The organism is Streptomyces sp. KM273126 (assembly GCF_004337435.2).
Classification (GTDB): Bacteria; Actinomycetota; Actinomycetes; order Streptomycetales; family Streptomycetaceae; genus Streptomyces; species Streptomyces acidicola.
On sequence record NZ_SJXB02000001.1, the window covers coordinates 4,547,844 to 4,571,751 of the forward strand.

General features: G+C 70.3%; 17 protein-coding genes and 1 pseudogene. 14 read left to right on the forward strand and 4 right to left on the reverse strand.

Going from position 1 to position 23,908, the window contains the following annotated elements:
• The first annotated feature begins 40 nt into the window (after nt 1-40).
• The 4 genes from E0500_RS19495 (at nt 41) to E0500_RS19510 (ending at nt 4,460) form a co-directional block, all read left to right on the forward strand.
• Nucleotides 41-784, forward strand: a complete 744-nt coding sequence (locus tag E0500_RS19495) for an NAD(P)-dependent oxidoreductase (protein WP_131563408.1) — start codon at nt 41-43, stop codon at nt 782-784.
• Between the two features lie 43 nt (nt 785-827).
• Nucleotides 828-2,225, forward strand: a complete 1,398-nt coding sequence (locus tag E0500_RS19500; protein WP_131563409.1) for an NDP-hexose 2,3-dehydratase family protein — start codon at nt 828-830, stop codon at nt 2,223-2,225.
• Nucleotides 2,222-3,208 carry a Gfo/Idh/MocA family oxidoreductase gene (locus E0500_RS19505; RefSeq protein ID WP_309505102.1) on the forward strand — a complete coding sequence of 329 codons (987 nt, stop codon included), beginning with the start codon at nt 2,222-2,224 and terminating at the stop codon, nt 3,206-3,208. The genes E0500_RS19500 and E0500_RS19505 overlap by 4 nt, the downstream gene beginning before the upstream one ends.
• Before the next feature lie 70 nt (nt 3,209-3,278).
• Nucleotides 3,279-4,460, forward strand: a complete 1,182-nt coding sequence (locus E0500_RS19510; protein WP_165934989.1) for a macrolide family glycosyltransferase — start codon at nt 3,279-3,281, stop codon at nt 4,458-4,460.
• A gap of 126 nt (nt 4,461-4,586) precedes the next feature.
• On the opposite strand, the gene E0500_RS19515 is transcribed toward E0500_RS19510, so the two are convergent.
• Nucleotides 4,587-5,075, reverse strand: coding sequence for a phospholipase (locus E0500_RS19515; protein WP_131563411.1), 489 nt, complete (start codon nt 5,073-5,075; stop codon nt 4,587-4,589).
• A gap of 453 nt (nt 5,076-5,528) precedes the next feature.
• Between E0500_RS19515 and E0500_RS19520 the strand changes: the two genes are divergently transcribed.
• The 7 genes and pseudogenes from E0500_RS19520 (at nt 5,529) to E0500_RS19555 (ending at nt 16,236) form a co-directional block, all read left to right on the forward strand.
• Entirely contained in the window at nt 5,529-7,274 is a 1,746-nt protein-coding gene (locus E0500_RS19520; RefSeq protein ID WP_258572850.1) for a DUF4192 domain-containing protein, read from the forward strand.
• A gap of 271 nt (nt 7,275-7,545) precedes the next feature.
• Entirely contained in the window at nt 7,546-9,522 is a 1,977-nt protein-coding gene (locus E0500_RS19525; protein ID WP_181587054.1) for a glycogen debranching N-terminal domain-containing protein, read from the forward strand.
• A 131-nt stretch (nt 9,523-9,653) separates the two neighbouring features.
• Nucleotides 9,654-10,412, forward strand: coding sequence for an NUDIX domain-containing protein (locus E0500_RS19530; protein ID WP_131563412.1), 759 nt, complete (start codon nt 9,654-9,656; stop codon nt 10,410-10,412).
• Between the two features lie 40 nt (nt 10,413-10,452).
• Nucleotides 10,453-12,251, forward strand: a pseudogene (locus E0500_RS19535) (ATP-binding cassette domain-containing protein).
• Nucleotides 12,252-12,433: 182 nt separating this feature from the next.
• Nucleotides 12,434-13,321 (forward strand): FadR/GntR family transcriptional regulator, encoded by an 888-nt coding sequence (locus E0500_RS19540; protein ID WP_131564919.1) that lies wholly within the window; start codon nt 12,434-12,436, stop codon nt 13,319-13,321.
• Between the two features lie 421 nt (nt 13,322-13,742).
• Nucleotides 13,743-15,284: an RNA polymerase sigma factor gene (locus E0500_RS43915; protein WP_131564917.1), complete on the forward strand. Its 1,542-nt coding sequence runs from the start codon at nt 13,743-13,745 to the stop codon at nt 15,282-15,284.
• A gap of 133 nt (nt 15,285-15,417) precedes the next feature.
• A complete protein-coding gene (locus E0500_RS19555; protein WP_131564915.1) occupies nt 15,418-16,236 on the forward strand; it encodes a trypsin-like serine protease in 819 nt (272 codons plus the stop codon).
• 108 nt (nt 16,237-16,344) lie between these two features.
• Here E0500_RS19555 and E0500_RS19560 read toward each other — a convergent pair whose 3' ends face one another.
• Entirely contained in the window at nt 16,345-16,575 is a 231-nt protein-coding gene (locus tag E0500_RS19560) for a hypothetical protein (RefSeq protein WP_131564913.1), read from the reverse strand.
• Nucleotides 16,576-17,020: 445 nt separating this feature from the next.
• On the opposite strand from E0500_RS19560, the gene E0500_RS19565 reads away from it, so the two are divergent.
• The 3 genes from E0500_RS19565 (at nt 17,021) to E0500_RS19575 (ending at nt 21,408) form a co-directional block, all read left to right on the forward strand.
• Nucleotides 17,021-19,144 carry a type IIA DNA topoisomerase subunit B gene (locus E0500_RS19565; protein ID WP_131564910.1) on the forward strand — a complete coding sequence of 708 codons (2,124 nt, stop codon included), beginning with the start codon at nt 17,021-17,023 and terminating at the stop codon, nt 19,142-19,144.
• A gap of 105 nt (nt 19,145-19,249) precedes the next feature.
• Entirely contained in the window at nt 19,250-19,819 is a 570-nt protein-coding gene (locus E0500_RS19570; RefSeq protein ID WP_131564908.1) for a DUF485 domain-containing protein, read from the forward strand.
• The gene (locus E0500_RS19575; RefSeq protein ID WP_131564906.1) at nt 19,816-21,408 is read left to right on the forward strand and encodes a cation acetate symporter; all 1,593 of its coding nucleotides are present in this window, start codon (nt 19,816-19,818) and stop codon (nt 21,406-21,408) included. The genes E0500_RS19570 and E0500_RS19575 overlap by 4 nt, the downstream gene beginning before the upstream one ends.
• Nucleotides 21,409-21,456: 48 nt before the next feature.
• On the opposite strand, the gene E0500_RS19580 is transcribed toward E0500_RS19575, so the two are convergent.
• Both E0500_RS19580 and E0500_RS19585 read right to left on the reverse strand, forming a co-directional pair.
• Nucleotides 21,457-22,137 (reverse strand): response regulator, encoded by a 681-nt coding sequence (locus tag E0500_RS19580; RefSeq protein WP_131564925.1) that lies wholly within the window; start codon nt 22,135-22,137, stop codon nt 21,457-21,459.
• Entirely contained in the window at nt 22,137-23,894 is a 1,758-nt protein-coding gene (locus E0500_RS19585; protein ID WP_131564904.1) for a sensor histidine kinase, read from the reverse strand. The genes E0500_RS19580 and E0500_RS19585 overlap by 1 nt, the downstream gene beginning before the upstream one ends.
• Nucleotides 23,895-23,908: the final 14 nt, after the last annotated feature.

Below are 23,908 nucleotides of genomic sequence, written 5' to 3' on the forward strand. Positions count from 1 at the left end.
CCGACGGACCGCCTCCCACTCAGAGATCAGGACGACGACGATGGAGATAGTGGGAACCGGATTCCTGGCGCGGAGTCTGCGTCCGCTGGCCGGCCGGCATCCGGACACCGTTGCCCTCGCGGCGGGGGAGTCCAGGACGAGCGGCGCCTCCGACGCGGACTTCGCGCGGGAGGTCGCACTGCTGCGTGATGTCGCCAAGCAGTGCGCGGCCACCGGACAGAGACTGCTGTTCTTCTCTACAGCCGCGACCGGAATGTATGGATTCGCCGAGGGGCCCGGCAGGGAGGACACCCCGGTGACCCCCTACACCCCCTACGGCGCACACAAGCTCGCCCTGGAGGAGCAGCTGCGCGAGACCGGGGTCGACCACGTCATCCTCCGGCTGGCGCACCTGGTCGGACCGCACGGGCGGTACCACCAGCTGATCCCGACGCTGCTGCGGCAGGTACGCGAAGGGACGGTGACCATGCACCGGGGCGCCTCCCGCGACCTGATCCGGGTCAGCGACGCGGTGACGATCATCGACCGGCTGGTCGCCGCGGGTCTGCGGGCCGACACGGTCAACGTGGCCTCCGGATACGCCGTCCCGGTGGAGGCCATCGCCGACCATCTCGCCGGCGAGATGGGACTTCAGCCGCGCAAGGAGTACGTGGACACCGGCGTCCAGTACGACATCTCCACGGAGAAGCTGCGCGCCCTGGTCCCTGAAGTGGCGGACATGGGCTTCGGCCCCGACTACTACCGCCTGGTCCTCAACGACTTCCTCGCGGCCGAACATGCCTGACACGGCCGCGAACGCATCACGAGAAAGGCGGGGAGTCCCTCCGATGCCGTCCCACATCATCCAGACGCGTGAGAACACGAGCCTGCCCGCCCGCATCGCTCTGTCGGCCGCCACCGCCGAAGGTGCGCACCTGAGCACCGAGGACTTCGGCGACTGGCTGGCCGAACGGGGCAGGGCCAATACCTTCCGGGTGGAGCGGATACCGTTCGCCGAGCTGGACGGCTGGTCGTTCCAGGAGTCCACCGGGAACCTGGTGCACCGCAGCGGCCGGTTCTTCACCGTCGAGGGACTGCACGTCACCGAGGACGGCGAACCGCACGGCGACGGTCCGTACGCCGAGTGGTACCAGCCCATCATCAAGCAGCCCGAGGTGGGGATCCTCGGCATCCTCGTCAAGGAGTTCGACGGGGTGCTGCACTTCCTGATGCAGGCGAAGATGGAGCCCGGCAACCCGAACCTGCTCCAGCTCTCGCCCACGGTCCAGGCGACCCGCAGCAACTACACCAAGGCCCACAAGGGCGCGGACGTCAAGTACATCGAGTACTTCGTCGGGCCGAACCGCGGCAGGATCATCGCCGACGTGCTCCAGTCCGAGCACGGCTCGTGGTTCTACCGCAAGTCCAACCGCAACATGGTCGTGGAGGCCGTCGGCGACGTGCCGCTGCTGGACGACTTCTGCTGGCTCACCCTCGGCCAGATCCACGAACTGCTGCGCCGGGACAACGTGGTCAACATGGACTCCCGTACGGTGCTGTCCTGCCTGCCCTTCGCGGACGCCTCGGACGGCGCGCTGCTCTCCGACATCGAACTGCACTCGTGGATCACCGGCGAGCGCACCCGGCACAGTGTGCGGGCCGAGCGCGTCCCGCTGGAGTCCATCCCCGGCTGGAAGCGCGGCGACAGCACCATCGAGCACGAGGAAGGCCGCTACTTCAACGTCGTGGCCGTGTCCGTGCAGGCGGGAAACCGTGAGGTGACGGGCTGGACCCAGCCCCTGTTCGAGCCGGTCGGCCTGGGGGTCACCGCCTTTCTCACCCGTGAGTTCGGCGGCGTCCCGCATGTGCTGGTGCACGCCCGGGTCGAGGGCGGTTTCCTCGACACCGTCGAATTGGGACCGACCGTGCAGTGCACTCCGGACAACTACGCCCACCTGCCCGAGGCCGAACGTCCCAGGTTCCTCGACACGGTGCTGCGCGCCGGCCCGGACCGCATCCGCTACGAGGTCGTGCACTCCGAGGAGGGCGGCCGCTTCCTCAACGCCGAGAGCCGCTTCCTCGTCGTCGAGGCGGACGAGGCCGACGCCCCGCTGGACCCGCCGCCCGGCTACGCCTGGGTCACCCCGGGGCAGCTGACCTCCCTGGTCCGGCACGGCCACTACCTCAACGTCCAGGCCCGCACCATGCTCGCCTGCCTCAACGCGACGGCGGTGCGGACCCTGTGACCGGACCCCTGCGGGTGGGCGTGATGGGATGCGCGGGCATCGCGGTGCGCCGTATGCTTCCCGCCTTCGAGGCCTGCCCCGACATCGAGATAGCGGCCGTGGCCAGCCGTGACGAGGCCAAGGCACGACAGGTCGCGGAACGCTTCGGCTGCCGTCCCGTCCACGGATACGCGGAGCTCCTCGAACTGGACGACATCCAGGCCGTGTACGTGCCGCTGCCCGCGGCCCTGCACGCCGAGTGGACCGAGGCCGCACTGACCGCGGGCCGGCACGTCCTCGCCGAGAAGCCCCTGACCACCGACCGCCACCGCACCGGCGAACTGCTCGGCCTCGCCCGCACCCGGGGCCTGGTGCTCATGGAGAACGTCATGTTCGTCCATCACCACCGGCACGAGGAGGTACGGCGCCTGGTGGCCGAGGGTGCGATAGGTGAACTGCGCGCGTTCCACGCGGCGTTCACCATCCCCCCGCTACCGGACGGTGACATCAGGTACAACGCGGAACTCGGCGGCGGGGCGCTGGCGGACGTCGGGGTCTACCCGCTGCGGGCCGCACTGCACTTCCTCGGCCATGACCTCGACCTCGTCGGCGCCCGTCTCGTCCAGGGCCGGGGACGGCAGGTCGAGACCTCCGGCGCCGCACTGCTGAGCACCCTCGGCACCGTCACGGCCCAGATCACCTTCGGCATGGAGCACGCCTACCGCTCGTCGTACGAACTGTGGGGCAGCGAGGGCAGTATCACCGTCGACCGGGCGTTCACCCCGCCCGCCGACCACGTCCCGGTGATCGGTCTGCACCGCGGCGGGACGGTCGAGGAGATCCGGCTCGAACCGCACGACCAGGTGGCGGCCACCGTCGCGGCCTTCGCCGCAGCGGTGCGCACCGGAAATCTCCCGGACAGCGGAGCCACCCTGCGGCAGGCCGAACTCCTCGACGAGATACACCGGTCCGCCTCGCGCGGAGAACCCAACGGAACCGAATGAGCGGCCGCTGCCCGGGCCCTCGGCGACGACCGGCCGAAGGGCAACCGGCAGCACATGGAAGGAGACACTCGTGCAACGCCATATCGCTTTCTTCAACTTTCCGGCCGTAGGCCATGTCAATCCCACGATCGGCCTGGTCGAGGAACTGGTGAAGCGGGGCCATCGCGTCACGTGCACCGTGACCGAGCATTTCGCCCCCATCGTGAAGGCCGCCGGCGCCGAACCCGTCAAATACGAATCGGTCTTCGGCGATTTCTACCGTGCCCCCCTGACCGCCGCGGAGAACGCGGGTGAGGGACTGCGGTGCCTGAACGAGAGCACGTCGCTCGTGGAACAGGTCGCACCGTTCTACGAGGGGAACCTGCCGGATCTGATCATCCATGACTTCATGGCGTGGGGTGCGCGTTTCTTCGCCGCGAAGAACGACATTCCGCTGATCCGCACCTTTCCGGTGTTCGGAGCGAACGAGTACTTCTCGCTCCGGGAGAAGTTCCCGGTGGCGGAGCTGAACGACCCGCAGATCATGGAAGCGGTGCAGAAGCTTGCGGGTGTGCTGCCCCAGTTCGGGCTGCCGGCCGACCCGATGGGCTTCCTTTCGAACATCGAGAAGCTCGGTATCGTCTTCCTCCCGCGCGAATTCCAGTACGCGGGCGAGACGTTCGACGAGCGGTTCGTCTTCACCGGGCCCTGCATCGCCGAACGCCCCTACCAGGGCACCTGGCAGCCGGCCTCGGAGGACCGGCCCGTGCTGCTGATCTCGCTCGGCACCTCGGCCCGCGGCTGGTCGGAGTTCTTCACAATGGCCATCGAGGCCTTCGGCGACTCCGAGTGGGACGTCCTCATCACCGTAGGCGAGCACACCGACCCCGCCGACCTCGGGCCGCTGCCCGCGAACGTCGACGTACGGCGCTACGCGCCCCAGCTCGACGTTCTGCGGCACGCCCGGTTGTTCATCACCCACGGCGGCATGAACAGCACCATGGAGTCGCTGTACAACGGCGTGCCCATGGTGGTCGTGCCCCAGACGAGCGAGCAGCGGGCGAACGCCCAGCGCGTGGACGAGCTGGGCCTCGGCCGCCGTCTGGCCAAGGAGGACGTGACGGTGGAGAGCCTGCGCGAGGCCGTGGCCCAGGTGACGGGCGACGCGTCCGTGGCCGACCGGGTGCAGGCCATGCGGGAGCGCATGCGCTCCGTCGACGGTCCGGCCGTTGCGGCCGACGCCGTCGAGGCGTACCTGAACAGCCAGGACTGAACACCCCAGGATCGAACACCCGCGCCCGCGGCACGGATTTGTGTCGCGGGCATGTTGGAACTTGGCGCCGTGTAGTGCTGAGCGCGGGTCCCTTGTGTGAACGAGGGACCCGCGCTTTTTTCATGGTCAGCCGACCGGCTGTGCGCCGCCCGTCTTCTGGCTCACGCCGAAGATGTTGACGGCCTGGTAGTACGTCCACGCCGTGGCGTCACAGGACGTCTTGGTGGCGCCGGAGTAGTTCGAGCAGACCCGCTTCAGGTCCGCGTAGAAGGCCGAGTCGAGCCGGGACTTGTTGGCGCTGAACGTGCCGGCCGCCTTGTAGTTGCGGTAGCCGAAGTCATGGCGCGCGCAGGCGGTTGCGAACGGGAAGCCGAAGGGGTTGTCGGGCGAGGACGAGCAGTAGTCCGTGGACCAGTCGAAGCCGTAGGCGGACCAGGCGCCCTGGTTGTTCCGGGCCGAGACCCACGCGTTGTAGCTGCTCGCGGACTCCTGGGTCCAACTGCTGAGGACCTGCGGCTTGTCGGCCGGAGCCGCGGAGGCGGACGTGGCTGTCAACAGGGAGGCGGCGACGGCGAGCACGGCTGAGGCGAGGGGAAGAGCCAGACGTCTGCGCATGACGGAATAACCTCCGGATGGGGTGTGGGAGGAAGACGCTCCGTACCGGGTGGCAGGGAGCGAACACAGCGTCAACTGAGCGGTTGTCGCGCGGGTCTACGCGCGGTGATCGCTGCGGGAATAGTCCCCCACATCTCGATGGAGGCAAACCCCTCTCGCGCTGAACTCCTCGATTTCAGCGCCCAGTTGACGGCATTCCGCCCCGGATGACCGGTCTGTGCGACGCGCTGCGCGGCGAGGGGCGAGCGTCGCGGGCGCGGTGCGCCTGGTAGCAAGTGCACAGAACCGGCCACGTACCTGGAGCTCGGCGCGGGCATCAAGGCTCCATGCAACCCGGTGCCACGGACATCGCGTGAACGAGGCGGCCGGACTGTGGACAACCCCTGACGTGACCATGGTTGGACTTATCCACAGGGCAAAGCGGAACTCTGGAATCCGCGAGATGGTCACGGCATGACGAACCACAGCGAAGCAGTCGGAACCTCGGACAACGGCGACAACTACAGCGACATCAACGGCGACATCGGCGGACAGCGGCGGAGCAGCGAAGGCGACGGCCGTGACCTGGCCCCACCCGTGGGGCCTGAGCAGGGGTCGGAGGAGCAGGGGTCGGAGGAGTGGGGGAGCCGGGCGGGCAAGGAGGGCGTGACGGCCACGAGTCACGAGCAGCCTTCCGTGCACGCGAGGCACGAGGACGCCTCCACCGTGCCCGGACATGACGAAGGCAGGGTGTACGCGGGGCACCGGTCAGCGACCGGTCCGTGCGGGGAGCACCAGGTCACGCTGCGCACACCGGCGGAGCTGGCCGATGCCCTGCCCTACCTGCTCGGCTACCGGCCCGAGGACAGCATCGTGCTCGTTGCCCTGCACGACCGGGACGGCCGGGGGCGGTTCGGCGGACGGGCGCGCCTCGGCATCCCGGCGCAGGCCGACGACTGGCCTGCCGTGGCCGAGCAGTTGGCGCACGGGCTCGTGACCGGCAGCGAACGCCGAGGTGCCAGGCCCGAGAGCATGGTCGCGTTCCTCTGTCAGGACCCGTCGGGCGGGGAGTCGGCGCGGGAGGTGATGGAGCGGCTGCGACCGCTGTCACAACTGCTGCGCAGGGCCTGCGGCCGGTTCGATGTGCCCGTTGTCGAGGCTCTGTGCATCTCCGACGGCCGTTTCTGGTCGTACTGCTGCCCCGGCAACGGCTGCTGTTCCTCCGAGGGCCAGGCGATGGGGCTGCCCGGTACCTCGGTCCTGGCTGCCGCGGCGACGTACGCGGGCCTTCAAGTGCGGGGCACCTTGCGGGAGCTGAGGGCCAGGCTCATCCCCTGGGAGACGGCGGCGGCCCTGCAGCAGGAGGTGGCGCTCGATGCCGCGAACAGGACGGTCGTCCCTCGCATCCTGGATGAGGAGGGCCGCTCCGCGACGGCCGAGGAGACCGTTGAGCTGGCACACCGTCTGATGGGCCGTCTGGCAGCCGCCCCGTATGTGTCCGGCACGCTCCAGGCGGACCTCCGGGACGACGAGCTCCTCGGGCACGACGAGGTGGCGACGCTCATTGTCGGCCTCCAGGACCGCTCGACCCGTGACCGCGTGGCCGAGTGGATGGAGGACGACGAGGCAGGGCCGGCCCTGCGTCTGTGGCGAGCTCTCTCCCGCCGCTGCGTCGGTGCCTATGGCGAGCACGCCGCGGCTCCTCTCACACTCGCCGGCTGGGTCGCCTGGTCTTCCGGTGACGAACTGGAGGCGAGGGAAGCTCTGGCCATGGCACTCGCCGCCGACCGCGACTATCTCTTCGCCCGCCTCCTCCACCAGGCCTGCAACGAAGGCCTCGACCCGGAGTCCATCCGCCGCTGCCTCCGCGCGGAACGCAAGAACCGCACCGGGGCCGAGGCCCTGGAGGCCCCCGCAGACGGCTTCCCCGGGCGGAGGAGCGAGAACGGCGCCCAGGAAACGGCTCGCCACACCGCTTGCACCCCCGGGCCGTCCGGGACCAGCCCGCGGCGCCGACGCCGGGCACGATCCGAGGGCGGCTCCGGTGTTCGCGCCACTCGGCGACCTTCCTGGGCCGTTGCTGACCGCCGCCCGCGGTCGGCCGACGGCACCCCACCCGTCGGTGACGGCCCGGGCCGAGCGACGGACAGCACTCGCGGTCGCGCACGAGCTCGCCGGGGTACTGGTGGCTGCGGCAAGGCGGCAGAGACGTCGAAGTGATGCAATGTCGTGCACATGTCAAGCTCACGGCATCTGCTGGCCCCTGGACGGCGGACACCGGCACGGACGGCAGCCCCTGCCCACCTCCCCATTCCGCAATTCGGTCGCCTTCAGAGACCTGGGCCGTGACCCGGCGGAGGCCCGCTCCGTTCACCTGAGTGGCGGAACCCCAGGCTGGGCCGCGCCGCCGCACCGTCCCCGCCCCTCCGGAGCCCGCGCCGCCTGGCGGCGAGAACACCGCAGGCGCACCGAGCGCAGAGGAAGCCGCCGCATGCCCCTGCTCACCCCGTCCTCCACCCCCATGGGTCTGCCGCCGGCCCATGCCACGCTGATCTGCGTCGCTCTGCCGGGCCTGACGATCTCCACGGAGCAGGGGCAGCTGACCGGCCAAGGGCTGGAGGGCTTCTACCGGTCCGGCCGGCGCATGCTCTCCCGGTGCCAGGTGCGGGTGGCCGGGCAGGAACCGCTCGCCGTGCAGGCGCGGATGGCCGGGGCCGACCGGGCCCGGTTCACGGCGACGCTGCGCGTGTCCGCGGACGCCGGACCGGACCCGGAGGTCGTGGTGGAACGCACCCGGCACGCGGACGGCATGGAGCGGATCACCCTGTTCAACGCGGTTCCCCGCCCGCTGCGTCTACTCGTGGAGGTGGCCCTCGGTACCGACCTCGCGGAACTGGGCGCGGTGGCCTCCGGCAGAGCGGGTCCCGAACTGCCCGCCAGCGTCCATGACTCCGGCCTGCGCTGGTCCTGCGCCGGCGGGCACTCGGCCGTCACCGCGCAACCTCCGCCCACGGACGCGCTGGCCTCGGCGGGACTGCTGCGCTGGCACATGGAGCTCCCGCCCGGCGGTACCCGCAGTGTGGAACTACGCGTGCGACCGGACGGCGCCGGGCCTGTCAGAGCGGTGGGGCGCGGCGCGCAGAGCCCCATCGCCCGCGCCACGGCCGCAGGCGACGACCCCGGGGTCCAGTCACTCCTGCACACGTGTGTCGAGGACCTCCAGGCCCTGCTGCTGCGCGACCCCGCGAACCCTGCCGACACGCACCTCGCGGCAGGAGTGCCCTGGCGTTGCGGCATGGCTCCGGCCGACGCCCTCGTCGCCGCCCGGATGACGCTGCCCCTGGGCACCCGTCTTGCCGCAGGCACCCTGCGCACCCTGGCCCGCACCCAACTCCCGGGCATGGGAGCACGGTCCGGCATGATCCCCGGACCACGACGGGACGCCGGTCCACACCTGCCGCCTGGCTGTACCGGCGTCGAGGCCACCCTGCTGTTCCCGGCTCTCCTCGCGGAGGCACGACGCTGGGGGCTCCCGGAACAGGAGACGGAGAAGCTGCTTCCCGCCGCCGAACGCTGTCTGCGCTGGCTGAGCACCACCGTCGGGGACGGCCCCTACGTGCCCGACCCGCACCACGGCGGGCCGCTGCTCTGCGAGACACAGGCGCACGCACATCGGGCCGCGGTCCTGGGGGCCGACCTCCTGGACGCGCACGGCAGACCCGGCGGTGCAGCACTGAGGGACTGGGCCCAGGAATTGCGGGCCGCGTTCCGGGAGGACTTCTGGATCGAGGACCGGGGCGGCGGCAGACCGGCGGCCGCCCGCACCAGGGATGGGCGAGCTCTGCCCCACCTCGGCTCCGGAGCCGCCCACCTTCTCGACACCGGTCTCCTCGGCTCGGGAGTGGCGGCCCCCGGCCTGCTCGACAAGGTGCAGACCGAGCAGCTCGCGCGGCTGCTGGGCGGCCCGGCCATGGACTCGGGGTGGGGGCTGCGGAGCCTGAGCGCGAAAGAGCCCGCGTACAACCCCTTTGGTCACCGGGGTGGAGCCGTACAGGTCCAGGACACGGCGATCGCGGTCGCGGGACTGGCTGCCGCGGGCCACGAGAAGGAGGCGGGCTCGCTGCTGCGGGGTGTGCTGGCGGCCGCGGAGGAGTTCGGTGGGCGGCTGCCCGAGATGTACGCGGGGCAGCAGCGTACGACCGGGAGCGCACCCCTGCCCCACCCCACGGCCTGCAGACCGGCCGCGACGGCCGCGGCCTCCGGAGTGCTGCTCCTCGCCGCCCTCGCCGGGATCCGCCCCGACGCGCCGGCCGGGACGGTCACGCTGCGACCGATACGCGGTGCGCCCCTGGGCGAGATCAGCCTGACAGGGCTGCGGGTCGCGGGTGCGCCGTTCTCCGTGCGCGTCAGCAGACTCGGCCTCGCCATGGTCGAGGAGGCGGCCGATGGCCTGCAGCTGGGAGTGTGACCTCGGACGACGTTCGATCGGACAGCCTGACGGAGGCGGCTCACAGGGGCCGCACCGGACAGAAGTGGATCAGCTGTGGAGGCGGCAGCGAAGGGCGTGTTTATCGTCAGGGAGACGACTAGGATCACGATATGCCCTACGACCCGTCAGCGTTTCCGCCCTTCGCCGTCACCGTGGACCTGGTCGTGCTGACCGTGCGCCGCCATGCCCTGTGTGCGCTGGCGGTGCGGCGGGGCGAGCAGCCGTTCCAAGGGCGGTGGGCGCTTCCCGGCGGGTTCGTGCGGCCCGACGAGGACCTGGCCCAGGCCGCCGCGCGCGAGCTGGCCGAGGAGACCGGGCTGCGTGCGCACGACCCGGCCGCCCCGGCCCAGGACAACGGCGCGCACCTGGAGCAGCTCGCGACGTACGGCGACCCCAAGCGTGACCCGAGGATGAGGGTCGTCAGCGTCGCCCACCTCGCACTCGCTCCCGATCTGCCCGCACCCAGGGCAGGTGGTGACGCGAACATCGCGCGCTGGGCGCCCGTGGAGGAGTTGCTGCAGCAGGGCGGTTACGCCCGTGACGGCGAGCCGGTGGCGCCACTCGCCTTCGATCATGCGCAGATCCTGTCGGACGGCGTCGAGCGGGCCCGCTCCAAGATCGAGTACTCCTCGCTGGCCACCGCCTTCTGTCCACCCGAGTTCACCGTCGGCGAGCTGCGCCGTGTCTACGAGGCCGTGTGGGCGGTGGCTCTCGACCCGCGCAACTTCCACCGCAAGGTGACCGGCACCCCCGGCTTCCTGGTGCCCACCGGCGGGACGACCACGCGCCAGGGAGGCCGCCCGGCTCAGCTGTTCCGTGCGGGTGGTGCCACGCTCCTCAACCCGCCGATGCTGCGCCCCGAGGTCTGACACCACAGAAAAACGGACATAACCCGCTATCTTGCTGTGGGTGATCCAGGCCATCGGACTGACCAGCACCCCTCGCAAGGAGCTTCCACCCGCCGTCGACAATGTCTCCTTCGAGGCTCTCTCCGGCTGTGTCACCGTGCTCCTCGGCCCACCGGGCGCGGGCAAGACGACGGCGGTGCGGCTCATGCTCGCACTGCAACAGGGCCGGGGCATCGCCTACTTCAGGGGCCGTCCCCTGCACCGCATCGACCACCCCTCGCGAGAGGTGGGTGTCCTCCTCGGCGACGTGCCCGGCCATCCGGCCCGCACGGTCCGCGGTCACCTGCGCATGCTGTGTGCCGCAGCCGGTGTGCCCGTGCAGCGTGCCGACGACGTCCTCGACGTCGTCGGCCTCGTCAGTCTGCGCGACGAACGCCTGGGGACCCTCTCGCGCGGCATGGACCGCCGCCTGGGGCTGGCCTGTGCGTTGCTGGCCGACCCGCACACCCTTGTGCTCGACGATCCCGCCGCCGGGCTGTCCGTCCGTGAAAGCCGCTGGCTGCACGGGATCCTGCGTGCCCACGCGCTCCAGGGCGGCACCGTGCTGTTCACGACGCGCGACCCCAAGGAGGCGGCGCAGACAGCCGACCGGGTCGTCACGCTGGAGGAGGGACGGCTCGTCGCCGACCAGGAGGCGGCCGACTTCGCCCGTACCCGGCTCCGTCCCCGCGTCGTCGTCCGCAGCCCGCACGCCGTCCGCCTGGGTGCCCTGCTCACCAAGGAAGCCCGGACCACGCGGCGTTCCGTCGAGGTCGTGCGCGAGGACGGCAACCGGCTCTCCGTGTACGGCAGTACCTGCGCCGACGTCGGGGAGACCGCGTTCCGGCACGGCATCCTCGTACATCAACTCGCCGACGAAGTCGGGGACATGGGGCCGCCTCGCGCCGCCGACGGTGCCGGTGCGGCGCTCACGGGCGATGACGGCACGACCGCTGACGACGAACACGGAGAGGCTGAGCCGACGCACACGACCAGGCCGTCGGAACCGGACGGCCTCCCGGAGCTCCCGCCCCCGTCGACGTCCGCCCCGCCCCGAGCCCTCTGCGGCCGCTCCGTTACGAACTGCGCCGGGCCACCGGAGTCGACACCGGTTTCTTCACCGTGGCCGCCGTACTGATCACCTCCGCCGTCGTCTCCGTGATCCTCGCGGGCATCGGCCATGCCCCGCAGTCGCGCCTGCTGGCCGCCTGGCCGGAGGAGCTGCCGCTGCCGCCCGCCGCGCTGGGGGCGGGCTTCCTCGGCGCGATCGCCTTCGGTGACGAGTTCCGCCACCCCGCCCTGGCCGCGGATCGCGGCACCGTCCCCCGCCGGCTGGGGCTGCTCGCCGCGAAACTCCTCGTCGCCGCGGTCACCGCGCTGATGCTGGCCTTCCTCACGGTGGGCTGCGACCTCGAAGTGCTCTACCTCGTCTACGGACCGGAGCTCGCCGACGTTCCCGCCGACTGGCTTCCTCTGGGCGCCAGTTGGATCGGCCTCGTCGTGGGGTGCTCCTGGGCCGGCGTGCTGGCTGCCGGCATCTTCCGTTCCACGACCGCGGGACTGGCCGCGGTGCTCGCCGTGCCGGTCCTCGTCGTGCCCCTCGTGCGCAAGGTCCTGGAGGGAATGACCGTCCGGGCGGCGGCCGGGTTCTCGGCGCGGCTGCACGAGCTGCCCCTGATGCCGTGGCCCTTCGGCGGGGAGCGCTATCTGACCGTAGCGACCCGGATGATCACCCAACCTGTGGGCGGCGCACTGTTGTTGTCGCTGACCGCGCTGCTCGGCGCATATCTGCTCACGACCCTGCGGAGCAGGGTCCGATGAGGGAGACAGACGTCTCCTGACCGCTATCCGCACCCGCCCGATCCCACCTTGCGCGCAACTCCTCGAAGAGCGCCCGTTTCTTTCCGATAAGGCGTCAATTGCGACGGGGTGAGCGATCACCCTTTCGTGTGCTTTTCACCAAAGACCTCAAGGGAGTTGAGGAGGGCGCCGACAAAGGATGCGTGAGTACCCTTGCGCACACCATGATGACCGCCGCCCGCTCCGCAGACTCCGGCCTGGCCGGCCCGGGTGGACTCGACCGCTACTCCTACGCCGAGACGCCCGGCGTAGAGCGCGTCGGCGCCCCCACCTGGGAGAGCGCCGATCCCGAACTGGGGCGTGTGGGCCGACGCGCCACGGGCAGCCGCGGACGCGGCCTGCACGGCCAACTCGTCCAGCAGCTGGGTCAGATGATCGTCTCCGGTGACCTCGGCGCGGACCGGCCGCTCGTGCCCGAGGAGATCGGCCAGCGATTCGAGGTCTCCCGCACCGTCGTCCGTGAGTCGCTCCGCGTCCTGGAGGCGAAGGGGTTGGTCAGTGCCCGCCCCAACGTCGGCACGCGGGTGCGTCCCGTCAGTGACTGGAACCTGCTCGACCCGGACATCATCGAGTGGCGGGCCTTCGGGCCGCAGCGCGACGACCAGCGGCGCGAGCTGAGCGAGCTGCGCTGGACGATCGAACCGCTCGCCGCCCGTCTGGCCGCCGGGCACGGACGCGAGGAGGTCCAGCAGCGGCTCGGCGACATGGTCGAGATCATGGGTCATGCCATGGGGCAGGGCGACTCGCTGACCTTCGCGCGCGCGGACGCCGAGTTCCACTCGATGCTCATCCAGGTCGCGGGCAATCGCATGCTGGAGCATCTTTCCGGCATCGTCTCGGCCGCCCTCCAGGTCTCCGGAGGCCCGGCCACCGGCTGCGACCGCCCCAACGAGACCTCGCTCGGCCACCACGTCCGGATCGTCGAGGCCCTCGCCGCCGGTGACGGCGCGGCGGCCGAGGTGGCCACGCGGCAACTGCTCACCGTCCACCCCGAGGTGGAACGCGTCGTGCCCTCGCCGCGCGAGCACTGATCGCCCGCCTAGAGCGGCACGGTCGAAGCCCTGTCCGGGTGGCGCCCGGCCGGTGAACCCGTCTCTCCGCCGGACCCCGCCGGCTCCCCTGTGGACCGGCGGGGTCCGGCGGAGAGAAGTGAGGTGCTCCCGGGTCGGAGCCGACCACTGTCGGTAATGACCGACTCTGACCACATCTGGACGCATTTATGTGCTTACGGGGTGTGACTCGGGCCACGCGGATTGGGCGTAACGCTCTTCGGGGCAGCGCGATGACCTAAGAGGTGACAGCCGAGGAGGGAATACGGACGCCGCTCACGGCGCTGTGCAACCTCCCGGCCCCCGCCTGCGCCGTCGGCCCATCCCCAAGTCGGCGGTCGTCGGCTCCTGTCCGTAGTGGACGGGGCCGGAAGCCGTTTTCCAACGTTCCGAGAGGTTGTTCGTGTCGGCCAGCACATCCCGTACGCTCCCGCCGGAGATCGCCGAGTCCGTCTCTGTCATGGCGCTCATTGAGCGGGGAAAGGCTGAGGGGCAGATCGCCGGCGACGACGTGCGTCGAGCCTTCGAAGCTGACCAGATTCCGGCCACTCAGTGGAAGAACGTACTGCGCAGCCTCAACCAGATCCTTGAGGAAGAGGGTGTGACGCTGATGGTCAGTGCCGCAGAGCCCAAGCGCACCCGAAAGAGCGTCGCAGCGAAGAGTCCCGCCAAGCGCACCGCCACCAAGACCGTGGCGGCGAAGACGGTGACCACGAAGAAGGCCACTGCCCCCGCCGTTCCGGCCGTGTCGGCCGCCGACGATCCCACCGAGGGCGCCGCGCCCGCGAAGAAGGCCGCCGCCAAGAAGGCGACCGCCAAGAAAGCTGTCGCCAAGAAGACCGCCGTCAAGAAGACGGTGGCCAAGAAGACCACCGCCAAGAAGGACGACGCCGAGCTTCTCGACGACGAGGCGCTTGAGGAGACCCCGGCACCCGGCAAGGCCGGCGACGAGCCCGAGGGCACCGAGAATGCCGGCTTCGTCCTCTCCGACGAGGACGAGGACGACGCGCCCGCGCAGCAGGTCGCGGCCGCCGGTGCCACCGCCGACCCGGTCAAGGACTACCTCAAGCAGATCGGCAAGGTCCCGCTGCTCAACGCCGAGCAGGAGGTCGAGCTCGCCAAGCGCATCGAGGCCGGTCTGTTCGCCGAGGACAAGCTGGCCAACGCCGACAAGCTCGCCCCCAAGCTCAAGCGCGAGCTGGAGATCATCGCCGAGGACGGCCGCCGCGCCAAGAACCACCTCCTGGAGGCCAACCTCCGCCTGGTGGTCTCCCTGGCCAAGCGTTACACCGGCCGCGGCATGCTCTTCCTGGACCTCATCCAGGAGGGCAACCTCGGTCTGATCCGCGCGGTCGAGAAGTTCGACTACACCAAGGGCTACAAGTTCTCCACGTACGCCACCTGGTGGATCCGTCAGGCGATCACCCGCGCCATGGCCGACCAGGCCCGCACCATCCGTATCCCGGTGCACATGGTCGAGGTCATCAACAAGCTCGCGCGTGTGCAGCGCCAGATGCTCCAGGACCTGGGCCGCGAGCCCACCCCGGAGGAGCTGGCCAAGGAGCTCGACATGACCCCGGAGAAGGTCATCGAGGTCCAGAAGTACGGCCGCGAGCCGATCTCGCTGCACACCCCGCTGGGTGAGGACGGCGACAGCGAGTTCGGTGACCTCATCGAGGACTCCGAGGCCGTCGTCCCGGCCGACGCGGTCAGCTTCACACTCCTGCAGGAGCAGCTGCACTCCGTCCTCGACACCCTGTCCGAGCGCGAGGCCGGCGTCGTCTCCATGCGCTTCGGCCTCACCGACGGTCAGCCGAAGACCCTCGACGAGATCGGCAAGGTGTACGGCGTCACGCGCGAGCGCATCCGCCAGATCGAGTCCAAGACGATGTCGAAGCTGCGTCACCCGTCGCGCTCGCAGGTGCTGCGCGACTACCTGGACTAAAGCCTCGCTCGTACGCCTGCGAAGGCCCAGCTTCCGTTGCGGAGGCCGGGCCTTCGGCTTGTGCGCGCATGCGGGCAGCCGCCCGTTGAATCACCCTGGGTGTGCAGTGAATGTCCCAGAGTGAGGAGTTCGCATGCGACGATCCGTTGCCCGAGTATCGGCCCTCGCCGCCGCAGTGGGCGCGATACCCCTGGCATCACCCGCAACTCCGGCGGCAGCCGACGTCGTCATAGGCGGCTATCCGGTCGAGATCTCCGAGAGCCCCTGGACGGTGGCTCTGTCCAGCCGTGACCGGTTCGGGGGTACGCGCGCAGGGCAGTTCTGCGGCGGTGTGGCGGTGGGCCGCTCGACTGTGCTGACCGCGGCCCACTGTCTGAGCGGGGCGGTGCTGGGGGCGCCGCCGGAAAAAGTGCGTGACCTGAAGGTGATCGAGGGCCGTGGGGATCTTCTCTCGGCCGAGGGCAAGGAGATCCCCGTACGAGCCGCTTGGGTCAACCCGAACTATGACAGCAATACGAACGCCGGGGACTTCGCCGTACTCTCCCTCGCCTCGCCGCTCCCCGAGAGCGCGGTCATCCGGATGGCGGCGGCAGGAGACCCTGCATACCGGCCGGACACGGGTGCCGTGGTCTACGGCTGGGGGGACACCACAGGCGCCGGAGACTACGCCCGCAGTCTGCGCGCCGCACGCGTGAAGGTGCTGCCCGACGCGGCTTGCGAGGGGGCGTACTCAGGGAGCAGGGACGGAACGTACGCGGCCGGCTCCATGGTGTGTGCCGGGGAGCTCGCGGGCGGACGCGACGCCTGCCAGGGCGACAGCGGCGGTCCGCTGGTCGCCCAGGGAAAGCTGATCGGTCTGGTGTCGTGGGGGACCGGGTGCGGTCTGCGGGGGAATCCGGGGGTCTACACCCGGGTCTCGGAGATCCTCCGGACACTGGGCTGGGGGCGCTGAGGGTGACTGCCCCACACTCACAGTAGGGGCGGCCACCCCCGGCGCGGGGGGTTGGCCGCCCTTGTCACCGGCTTGCCGCCGGCGCTGGCTCGTCGTGAATGCGAGGTGTCAGCGTTCCTCTTCGCCGGCGCTTGCCGGAACGGTCGTCAGCCGCTCCGTCTCGTCCTGTATCTCAGCGGCGATCTTCTTGAGCTCCGGCTCGAACTTGCGACCGTGGTGAGCGCAGAAGAGCAGTTCGCCACCGCTCAGCAGAACGACGCGCACGTAGGCCTGTGCGCCGCAACGGTCGCATCGGTCGGCGGCCGTCAGTGGGCTCGCGGGGGTCAGAACAGTAGTCACGTCGCCTCTTCTCTAGCTCGACGAGCTGTCGTACCAGGGTCAACATCCAACCAGGCCGAAAACGTTCCCGCTCGCGGCTTCTCCTCGAAAAAAAACTTTCCGGGCAGGCTGTCTGCTGCCGGTTGGCGGCGAATGAGCCGTAGTGCGTGTCTTCGTGTCGTACGGATTTCGCGCTTGTCTGTCGGTTGTCCTGTCCTCCCGGCTGGGTTGCCGGTTGTTCATGAGGACGTGCCCGGAGCCTAAATGGTTCATGCCTCAAAGGGAACGTGATATGTACTTCACTCCATCGAGGGATCGAACGCTCGTACGAGTCTGGACTAGTCTGAGTTCAGACGAGGGTGGCGTTACATCGGCTCTACCAGGCCTCGGTACCCTCTGAACGGCTACCGAAGCCGCGTCCTTACCCCAAAGGACCCCATCTGAAATTCAGCGAGGAGCGAACCGCGTGACCGCCGAGACGTCCGTGCCGTCCACAGCGCTGCTGACCGGAGCAGACCTGGATGGTTCCAACTACACCGCGCGGCACCTGCTCGTCCTCGAAGGACTTGAAGCCGTACGCAAGCGCCCGGGCATGTACATCGGGTCGACCGACAGCCGCGGTCTGATGCACTGCCTGTGGGAGATCATCGACAACTCGGTGGACGAGGCCCTCGGGGGCTACTGCGACCACATCGACGTGATCCTCCACGACGACGCCTCCGTGGAGGTGCGGGACAACGGCCGCGGCATCCCCGTGGACGTGGAGCCCAAGACCGGCCTCTCCGGAGTCGAGGTCGTCATGACCAAGCTGCACGCCGGAGGCAAGTTCGGCGGCGGCTCGTACGCGGCCTCGGGCGGTCTGCACGGCGTGGGCGCCTCCGTGGTGAACGCGCTCTCGGCGCGACTGGACGTCGAGGTCGACCGCGGCGGCCACACCCACGGCATCAGCTTCCGGCGCGGCGTGCCCGGCGGCTTCGCGGCGACCGGGCCGGACGCCGAGTTCGAGGCGAAGGGGGGCCTGCGCAAGGCCAAGAAGATCCCCAAGACCCGTACCGGCACGCGCGTGCGGTACTGGGCCGACCGCCAGATCTTCCTCAAGGACGCCAAGCTCTCCCTGGAGACGCTGCACCAGCGCGCCCGCCAGACCGCGTTCCTGGTGCCCGGCCTGACCATCGTCGTGCGCGACGAGTACGGCCTGGGCGAGGGCGGCAGCAAGGGCGAGGAATCCTTCCGCTTCGACGGCGGCATCAGCGAGTTCTGCGAGTACCTGGCCACCGACAAGCCGGTCTGCGACGTCCTCCGTTTCTCCGGACAGGGCACCTTCAAGGAGACGGTCCCGGTCCTCGACGACCACGGCCAGATGACACCCACCGAGGTCACCCGCGAACTCGGCGTCGATGTCGCGCTGCGCTGGGGGACCGGTTACGACGCGACCCTCAGGTCGTTCGTCAACATCATCGCCACCCCCAAGGGCGGCACCCACGTGGCCGGCTTCGAGCAGGCCGTCAAAGAGACGATGAACGAGGTGCTGCGCGCCAAGAAGCTGCTGCGCGTGGCCGAGGACGACGTCGTCAAGGACGACGCCCTGGAGGGCCTCACCGCGGTCGTCACCGTCCGTCTCGCGGAGCCGCAGTTCGAGGGCCAGACCAAGGAGGTCCTCGGCACCTCGGCGGCCCGCCGGATCGTGAACAACGTGATCTCCAAGGAGCTCAAGGGGTTCCTGACCTCCACCAAGCGCGACGCGGCCGCCCAGGCCCGCGTGGTCATGGAGAAGGTGGTCGCCGCCGCCCGAACGCGTATCGCGGCGCGCCAGCACAAGGACGCGCAGCGCCGGAAGACCGCCCTGGAGTCCTCCTCGCTGCCCGCCAAGCTCGCCGACTGCCGCAGCGACGACGTGGAGCGCAGCGAGCTGTTCATCGTCGAGGGCGACTCCGCGCTGGGCACCGCCAAGCTCGCCCGGAACTCCGAGTTCCAGGCGCTGCTGCCGATCCGCGGCAAGATCCTCAACGTCCAGAAGTCGTCCGTGACGGACATGCTCAAGAACGCCGAGTGCGGTGCGATCATCCAGGTCATAGGGGCCGGATCCGGCCGCACCTTCGACATCGACACGGCGCGCTACGGCAAGATCATCATGATGACCGACGCCGACGTGGACGGCTCCCACATCCGGACCCTGCTCCTGACGCTGTTCCACCGCTACATGCGGCCCATGGTCGAGGCGGGCCGGGTGTTCGCCGCGGTGCCGCCGCTGCACCGCATCGAGCTGATCCAGCCCAAGAGGGGCCAGGACAAGTACGTGTACACGTACTCGGACCGCGAACTGCGGGACAAGCTGATGGAGTTCCAGAGCAAGGGCATCCGCTACAAGGACTCGATCCAGCGCTACAAGGGCCTCGGCGAGATGGACGCCGACCAGCTGGCCGAGACCACGATGGACCCGCGTCACCGCACCCTGCGCCGGATCAACCTCTCCGACCTGGAGGCCGCCGAGCAGGTCTTCGACCTCCTGATGGGCAACGACGTGGCACCGCGCAAGGAGTTCATCTCCAGTTCGGCGGCGACTCTGGACCGGTCACGCATCGACGCGTAGCGCCGCACCGGGGTGTGCTCGGTGGCCTGCGGGGCGAGTCACCTGATGGGGTGAAGAGCGGGGGAAGAAGAGTCAGGGATCCTGCCGTTCTGTCCATCCTTGGGCATGCAGTCAAGGAATGGTCGGCTTTGCCGACACGGGGGTGGGGCCGAGAGCCCGGTCGAGTACCACGAAGGACAGCCGGGCCAGGCCTCCGCCGCCGTGGGGGCGGCGGGGCAGACGAGGTTCGACGACCCCTGGTACGACGCGCCGGCCTCCGGCTGGGGCGAGTTGGACGGTACGGGAGCCCCCGCCTTCGTCACGCCGTCCCCCGGCCGGGATGACGGGGACAGGGCCGGGAGCGCGGCCGACATCTATCTGGAGGTGCAGCGCAGCGCGGCCTTCCAGGAGGTGCGCAGCCGGTACCGAAGGTTCGTGGTCCCCGGGGTCGCCGTGTTCTTCACCTGGTACGTCAGCTATGTCGTGACCGCGACGGCCGCACCCGGGCTGATGGCGCGGCCGGTGACGGGCGCCGTGAACGTGGCGATGCTGGCGGGGCTCGGGCAGTTCCTGACCACGTTCCTGTTCACGTGGGCGTACATGCGGCATGCGAGGCTGCGCCGGGACCGGGCCGCGCTCGAACTGCGGTGGGACACGCAGGAGCTGGCGCGCGGCGCCAGAGGGGGCGAGCGGTGACCGGCAACCAACAGACGTTGGCGGTACTGCTGTTCAGCGCGTTCGTCGCGGTCACCCTGGGCATCACGACATGGGTGAGCCGCAACCGGCGTGGTTCCGCGGAGGAGTTCTATGCCGGCGGGCGGCTGTTCTCCCCGATGGAGAATGGTTTTGCCATCGCGGGCGACTACATGTCGGCGGCCTCGTTCCTGGGGATCTCCGGGCTCATCGCGCTCTTCGGGTACGACGGGCTGCTGTACTCGGTGGGTTTCCTGGTGGCCTGGCTCGTGGTGCTGTTCCTGGTGGCCGAACTGGTACGCAACTGCGGGCGGTTCACGCTCGCCGACGTGGTCGCGGCCCGGATGAGCGAGCGGCCGGTGCGGATCGCGGTGGGAACCGCCTCGGTGACCGTGTCCGTTCTGTATCTGGTGGCGCAGATGGTGGGGGCGGGCATCCTGGTCGCGCTGCTGCTGGGCGGGACGAGTGAGGCGACCCGGGTCTGGACGGTCATCGGGGTCGGCGCCCTCATGGTGGTCTATGTGTCCTTGGGCGGGATGCGGGCCACCACCTGGATCCAGATCGTCAAGGCGGTCCTGCTGATGGGTGGGGCGATCGCGCTGACCGTGCTCGTACTCGTGCGGTTCCACGGTGACTTCGATCACTTGCTGCGCACGGCGGCCGAGCGCAGCGGGCACGGGGACGCGTTCCTCGCGCCGGGACTGAGGTACGGCGGGGACTGGAGCGCACGCCTGGACTTCATCAGTCTGGGGCTCGCCCTGGTGCTGGGCACGGCCGGGCTGCCGCACATCCTGTCGCGCTTCTACACGGTGCCCACCGCACGGGCCGCGCGGCGCTCGGTGGTGTGGTCGATCGGGCTCATCGGCGGCTTCTACCTGATGACGATCGTGCTGGGCTTCGGTGCGGCGGCGATCGTCGGCCCCGATGCCGTACGGCGATCGAACGCTGCCGGGAACACGGCGGTTCCGTTGCTGGCGCTCGATCTGGGCGGCGGGCCGGGTTCCACGGGCGGAGCGGTTCTGTTCGCGATCGTCGCCGCCGTCGCCTTCGCCACCATCCTCGCGGTGGTCGCCGGGATCACGCTCGCCTCGTCGGCATCCGTGGCGCACGACCTGTACGCGTCGCTGCGGCGGCCGCGGGGGAAGCCACGCAGCGAGGTGGCCGTCGCGCGGGCCGCCGCGGTCGGCACGGGAGTGGTCGCGATCGGGCTGGGGCTGCTCGCCCGGGACCTGAACGTCGCCTTTCTCGTGGGTCTCGCCTTCGCGGTCGCCGCCTCGGCCAATCTGCCCGCGCTGCTCTACTCGCTGTTCTGGCGCGGATTCACGACGCGCGGTGCGGTGTGGGCGGTGTACGGGGGACTGGTACCCGCCCTGGTGCTCGTGCTGCTCTCACCGGTGGTGTCGGGGAGCCCCGGGGCGCTCTTCCCCGGCGTCGACTTCCAGTACTTCCCCCTGGAGAACCCGGGCCTCGTCTCCATCCCGCTGGGCTTCCTCGCGGGCTGGCTCGGCACGGTCGTCTCGGCCCAGGAACCGGACGCGGCCAAGCACGCGGAGACCGAGGTGCGGTCGCTGACGGGAGCCGGGGCGGTCTGAGCGCACGAAGCCGCCTTGCGCCCGGGGCGGCGCCCCGCCGGCGCGCCCTCAGGCGCGGGTCGCCCATACGTAACGGTGCTCCGGGCGGCCCGCCTCGCCGTACTTGAGGGTCAGCGTGGCCCGTCCCGTACGCTCCAGGAGCTTCAGGTAACGCTGGGCGGTCTGGCGGCTCAGACCGGTCCGTTCGGCGATCTCCTGGGCCGACAGCGGGCCGTCGGCGGACATCAGGGCGCGGCGTACGAGTTCCGTGGTCGTGGCGGAGTGCCCCTTGGGGAGGTCGGGCTCCCCGCTCGCGGAGAGGGCGCCGAAGATCCGGTCCACCTCGGCCTGTTCGGCCTCGCCGCCGCCGTCGAGGGTGCGGCGGAGCTCCGCGTACGCCTCCAGCTTGGTACGCAGGCCCCCGAACGCGAACGGCTTGACCAGGTACTGCAGGGCCCCCTGCCGCATCGCCGCCTGGACGGTGGACACGTCGCGGGCCGCCGTCACCATGATCACATCGGCCTGGAGGCCGCGCCGCCGCATTTCCTGGACGACCTCCAGGCCCGTCCGGTCCGGCAGATAGTGGTCCATGAGGACGAGGTCCACGCGGGGCAGCGTCTCCAGCTGTCGCAACGCCTCCACCGCGCTGTGCGCCACACCCGCGACCTGGAAGCCCGGCACCTTCTCCACGTACGCGGCGTTGACCTTCGCTACCCGGATGTCGTCGTCCACGACCAGGACCTCGATCATCACGACTCCTCCTTGGTGGCTGCGGCGGCCTCGGGCTCCTGCATCGCATCCCGTTCCCTCGTGCGGCCCGACGTTAGCGGGTCGCCCGAGCCGGTCCGACTGCCGGGCGGCAGAAGCGGGCGCGCGGGCGTCTGAGCCGCCAGTCCCGGTTCTGTCAGGGCCTCCGGGAGGACGACGACGAACTCCGCGCCCCCGCCGTCCGCCTCCGTGACGCGGGCGCTGCCGCCCTGCCGTTCGGCGAGCCGGCGCACCAGGGAGAGCCCGATGCCGCGCTTGCCGTGCGCGGGCGGCTTCTTGGTGGACCATCCGTCCGCGAAGACCAGCTCCCGGTGTTCCAACGGAACGCCCGGTCCGGTGTCGCGCACCCTGAGGACCGCCGCGCGCCCCTCAGCACGCAGTTCGACCTCCACGCGCGCGTGTGGAGTGCCGGCCACGGCATCGAGGGCGTTGTCGACCAGGTTCCCGACAACGGTGACCAGCCCCCTGGGGTCGATCAGCCGGTCCGGCAGCAGGGTCCGGTCCGCGAGCGACAGGGCCACGCCACGCTCGGCAGCGACGGCGGCCTTGCCGACGAGCACCGCGGCGAGCAGTGGATCGTGGATCTTCTCCGTGACCTGCTCGGCGGTCGCCCTGTGGTCGCCGACCACCTCACCGGCGAACTCCACGGCGTCGTCGTACATCTCCAGTTCGAGCAGCCCCAGCAGGGTGTGCATACGGTTGGCGTGCTCGTGGTCCTGCGCGCGCAGGGCGTCGATCAGGCCGCGTGTGGAGTCGAGTTCGCGGCCGAGCTGCTCCAGCTCGGTGCGGTCGCGCAGAGTGGCGACGGCGCCTCCGTCGTCGGTGGGCATCCGGTTGGCGACCAGGACGCGCCGACCCCGGACGGTGAGCAGGTCGGTGCCGGTCACACGGCCGGCCAGGACATCGGTCGTACGGCCCTCACCGAGCGCCTCGTCGAGGGAGTGGCCGATGGCCTCCTCACCGATGCCGAGCAGGCGCTGGGCCTCGTCGTTGAGCAGGCGGACGCGGCCGCCCCGGTCCAGGGCGACGACGCCCTCCCGGATGCCGTGCAGCATCGCCTCGCGCTCCGCGAGCAGCGACGAGATGTCCGAGAAGGCCAGGTCCCGGGTCTGCCGCTGCACCCTCCGGGAGATCACGTACGCGACCAGCGATCCGATGGCGAGGGCGGCGCCGGCGTAGGCGAGGAGCTCCGGAATGGCGTGGATCAGACGGGACCGCACGCTGTTGTACTCGATGCCGACCGAGACCGCGCCGACGATCTTCCCGCCGGCATCGCGCAGCGGCACCTTTCCGCGGGCCGAGCGGCCCAGCGTGCCGTCGTCGATCTGCATGATCTCCCGACCGGCCAGGGCCGGCCGCGGATCCGTCGAGACGACGCTGCCGATCTGCTTCGGGTCCGGGTGGGACCAGCGGATACCGTCCATGTTCATCACGACGACGTACTCGGCTCCGCTGGCCTTGCGGATCCGCTCGGCCTCCGCCTGCACGGGGCCGTGGACGGACGGCGTGGTCGACGCCAGGTCGTCGGCGAGCTGCGGCTGGGCCGCGGTGGTCTGCGCGATCGCGAGGGCGCGGCGCATCGCCTGGTCGTCCAGCTGCTGGCTGAGCGGCGCCAGGAACAGCCCGGTCACGAGCACGGCGACGCCGGCGGCGATCGCCACCTGCATCAGCAGCACCTGTGAGAACGCCCGCCGCGGCAGACCCAGCCGCAGGCGACGGGCGGGGGGAGTGGAGCTCATACCCATGAAGGTAC

Bases quoted from the DNA above. Each gene is read 5' to 3' on its own strand.
- E0500_RS19525 (WP_181587054.1), top strand. From the start codon at position 7,546: ATGCCCCTGCTCACCCCGTCCTCCACCCCCATGGGTCTGCCGCCGGCC.
- E0500_RS19570 (WP_131564908.1), top strand. From the start codon at position 19,250: ATGCAGTCAAGGAATGGTCGGCTTTGCCGACACGGGGGTGGGGCCGAG.
- E0500_RS19580 (WP_131564925.1), bottom strand. From the start codon at position 22,137: ATGATCGAGGTCCTGGTCGTGGACGACGACATCCGGGTAGCGAAGGTC.
- E0500_RS19585 (WP_131564904.1), bottom strand. From the start codon at position 23,894: ATGAGCTCCACTCCCCCCGCCCGTCGCCTGCGGCTGGGTCTGCCGCGG.
- E0500_RS19515 (WP_131563411.1), bottom strand. From the start codon at position 5,075: ATGCGCAGACGTCTGGCTCTTCCCCTCGCCTCAGCCGTGCTCGCCGTC.
- E0500_RS19495 (WP_131563408.1), top strand. From the start codon at position 41: ATGGAGATAGTGGGAACCGGATTCCTGGCGCGGAGTCTGCGTCCGCTG.
- E0500_RS19520 (WP_258572850.1), top strand. From the start codon at position 5,529: ATGACGAACCACAGCGAAGCAGTCGGAACCTCGGACAACGGCGACAAC.
- E0500_RS19500 (WP_131563409.1), top strand. From the start codon at position 828: ATGCCGTCCCACATCATCCAGACGCGTGAGAACACGAGCCTGCCCGCC.
- E0500_RS19555 (WP_131564915.1), top strand. From the start codon at position 15,418: ATGCGACGATCCGTTGCCCGAGTATCGGCCCTCGCCGCCGCAGTGGGC.
- E0500_RS19530 (WP_131563412.1), top strand. From the start codon at position 9,654: ATGCCCTACGACCCGTCAGCGTTTCCGCCCTTCGCCGTCACCGTGGAC.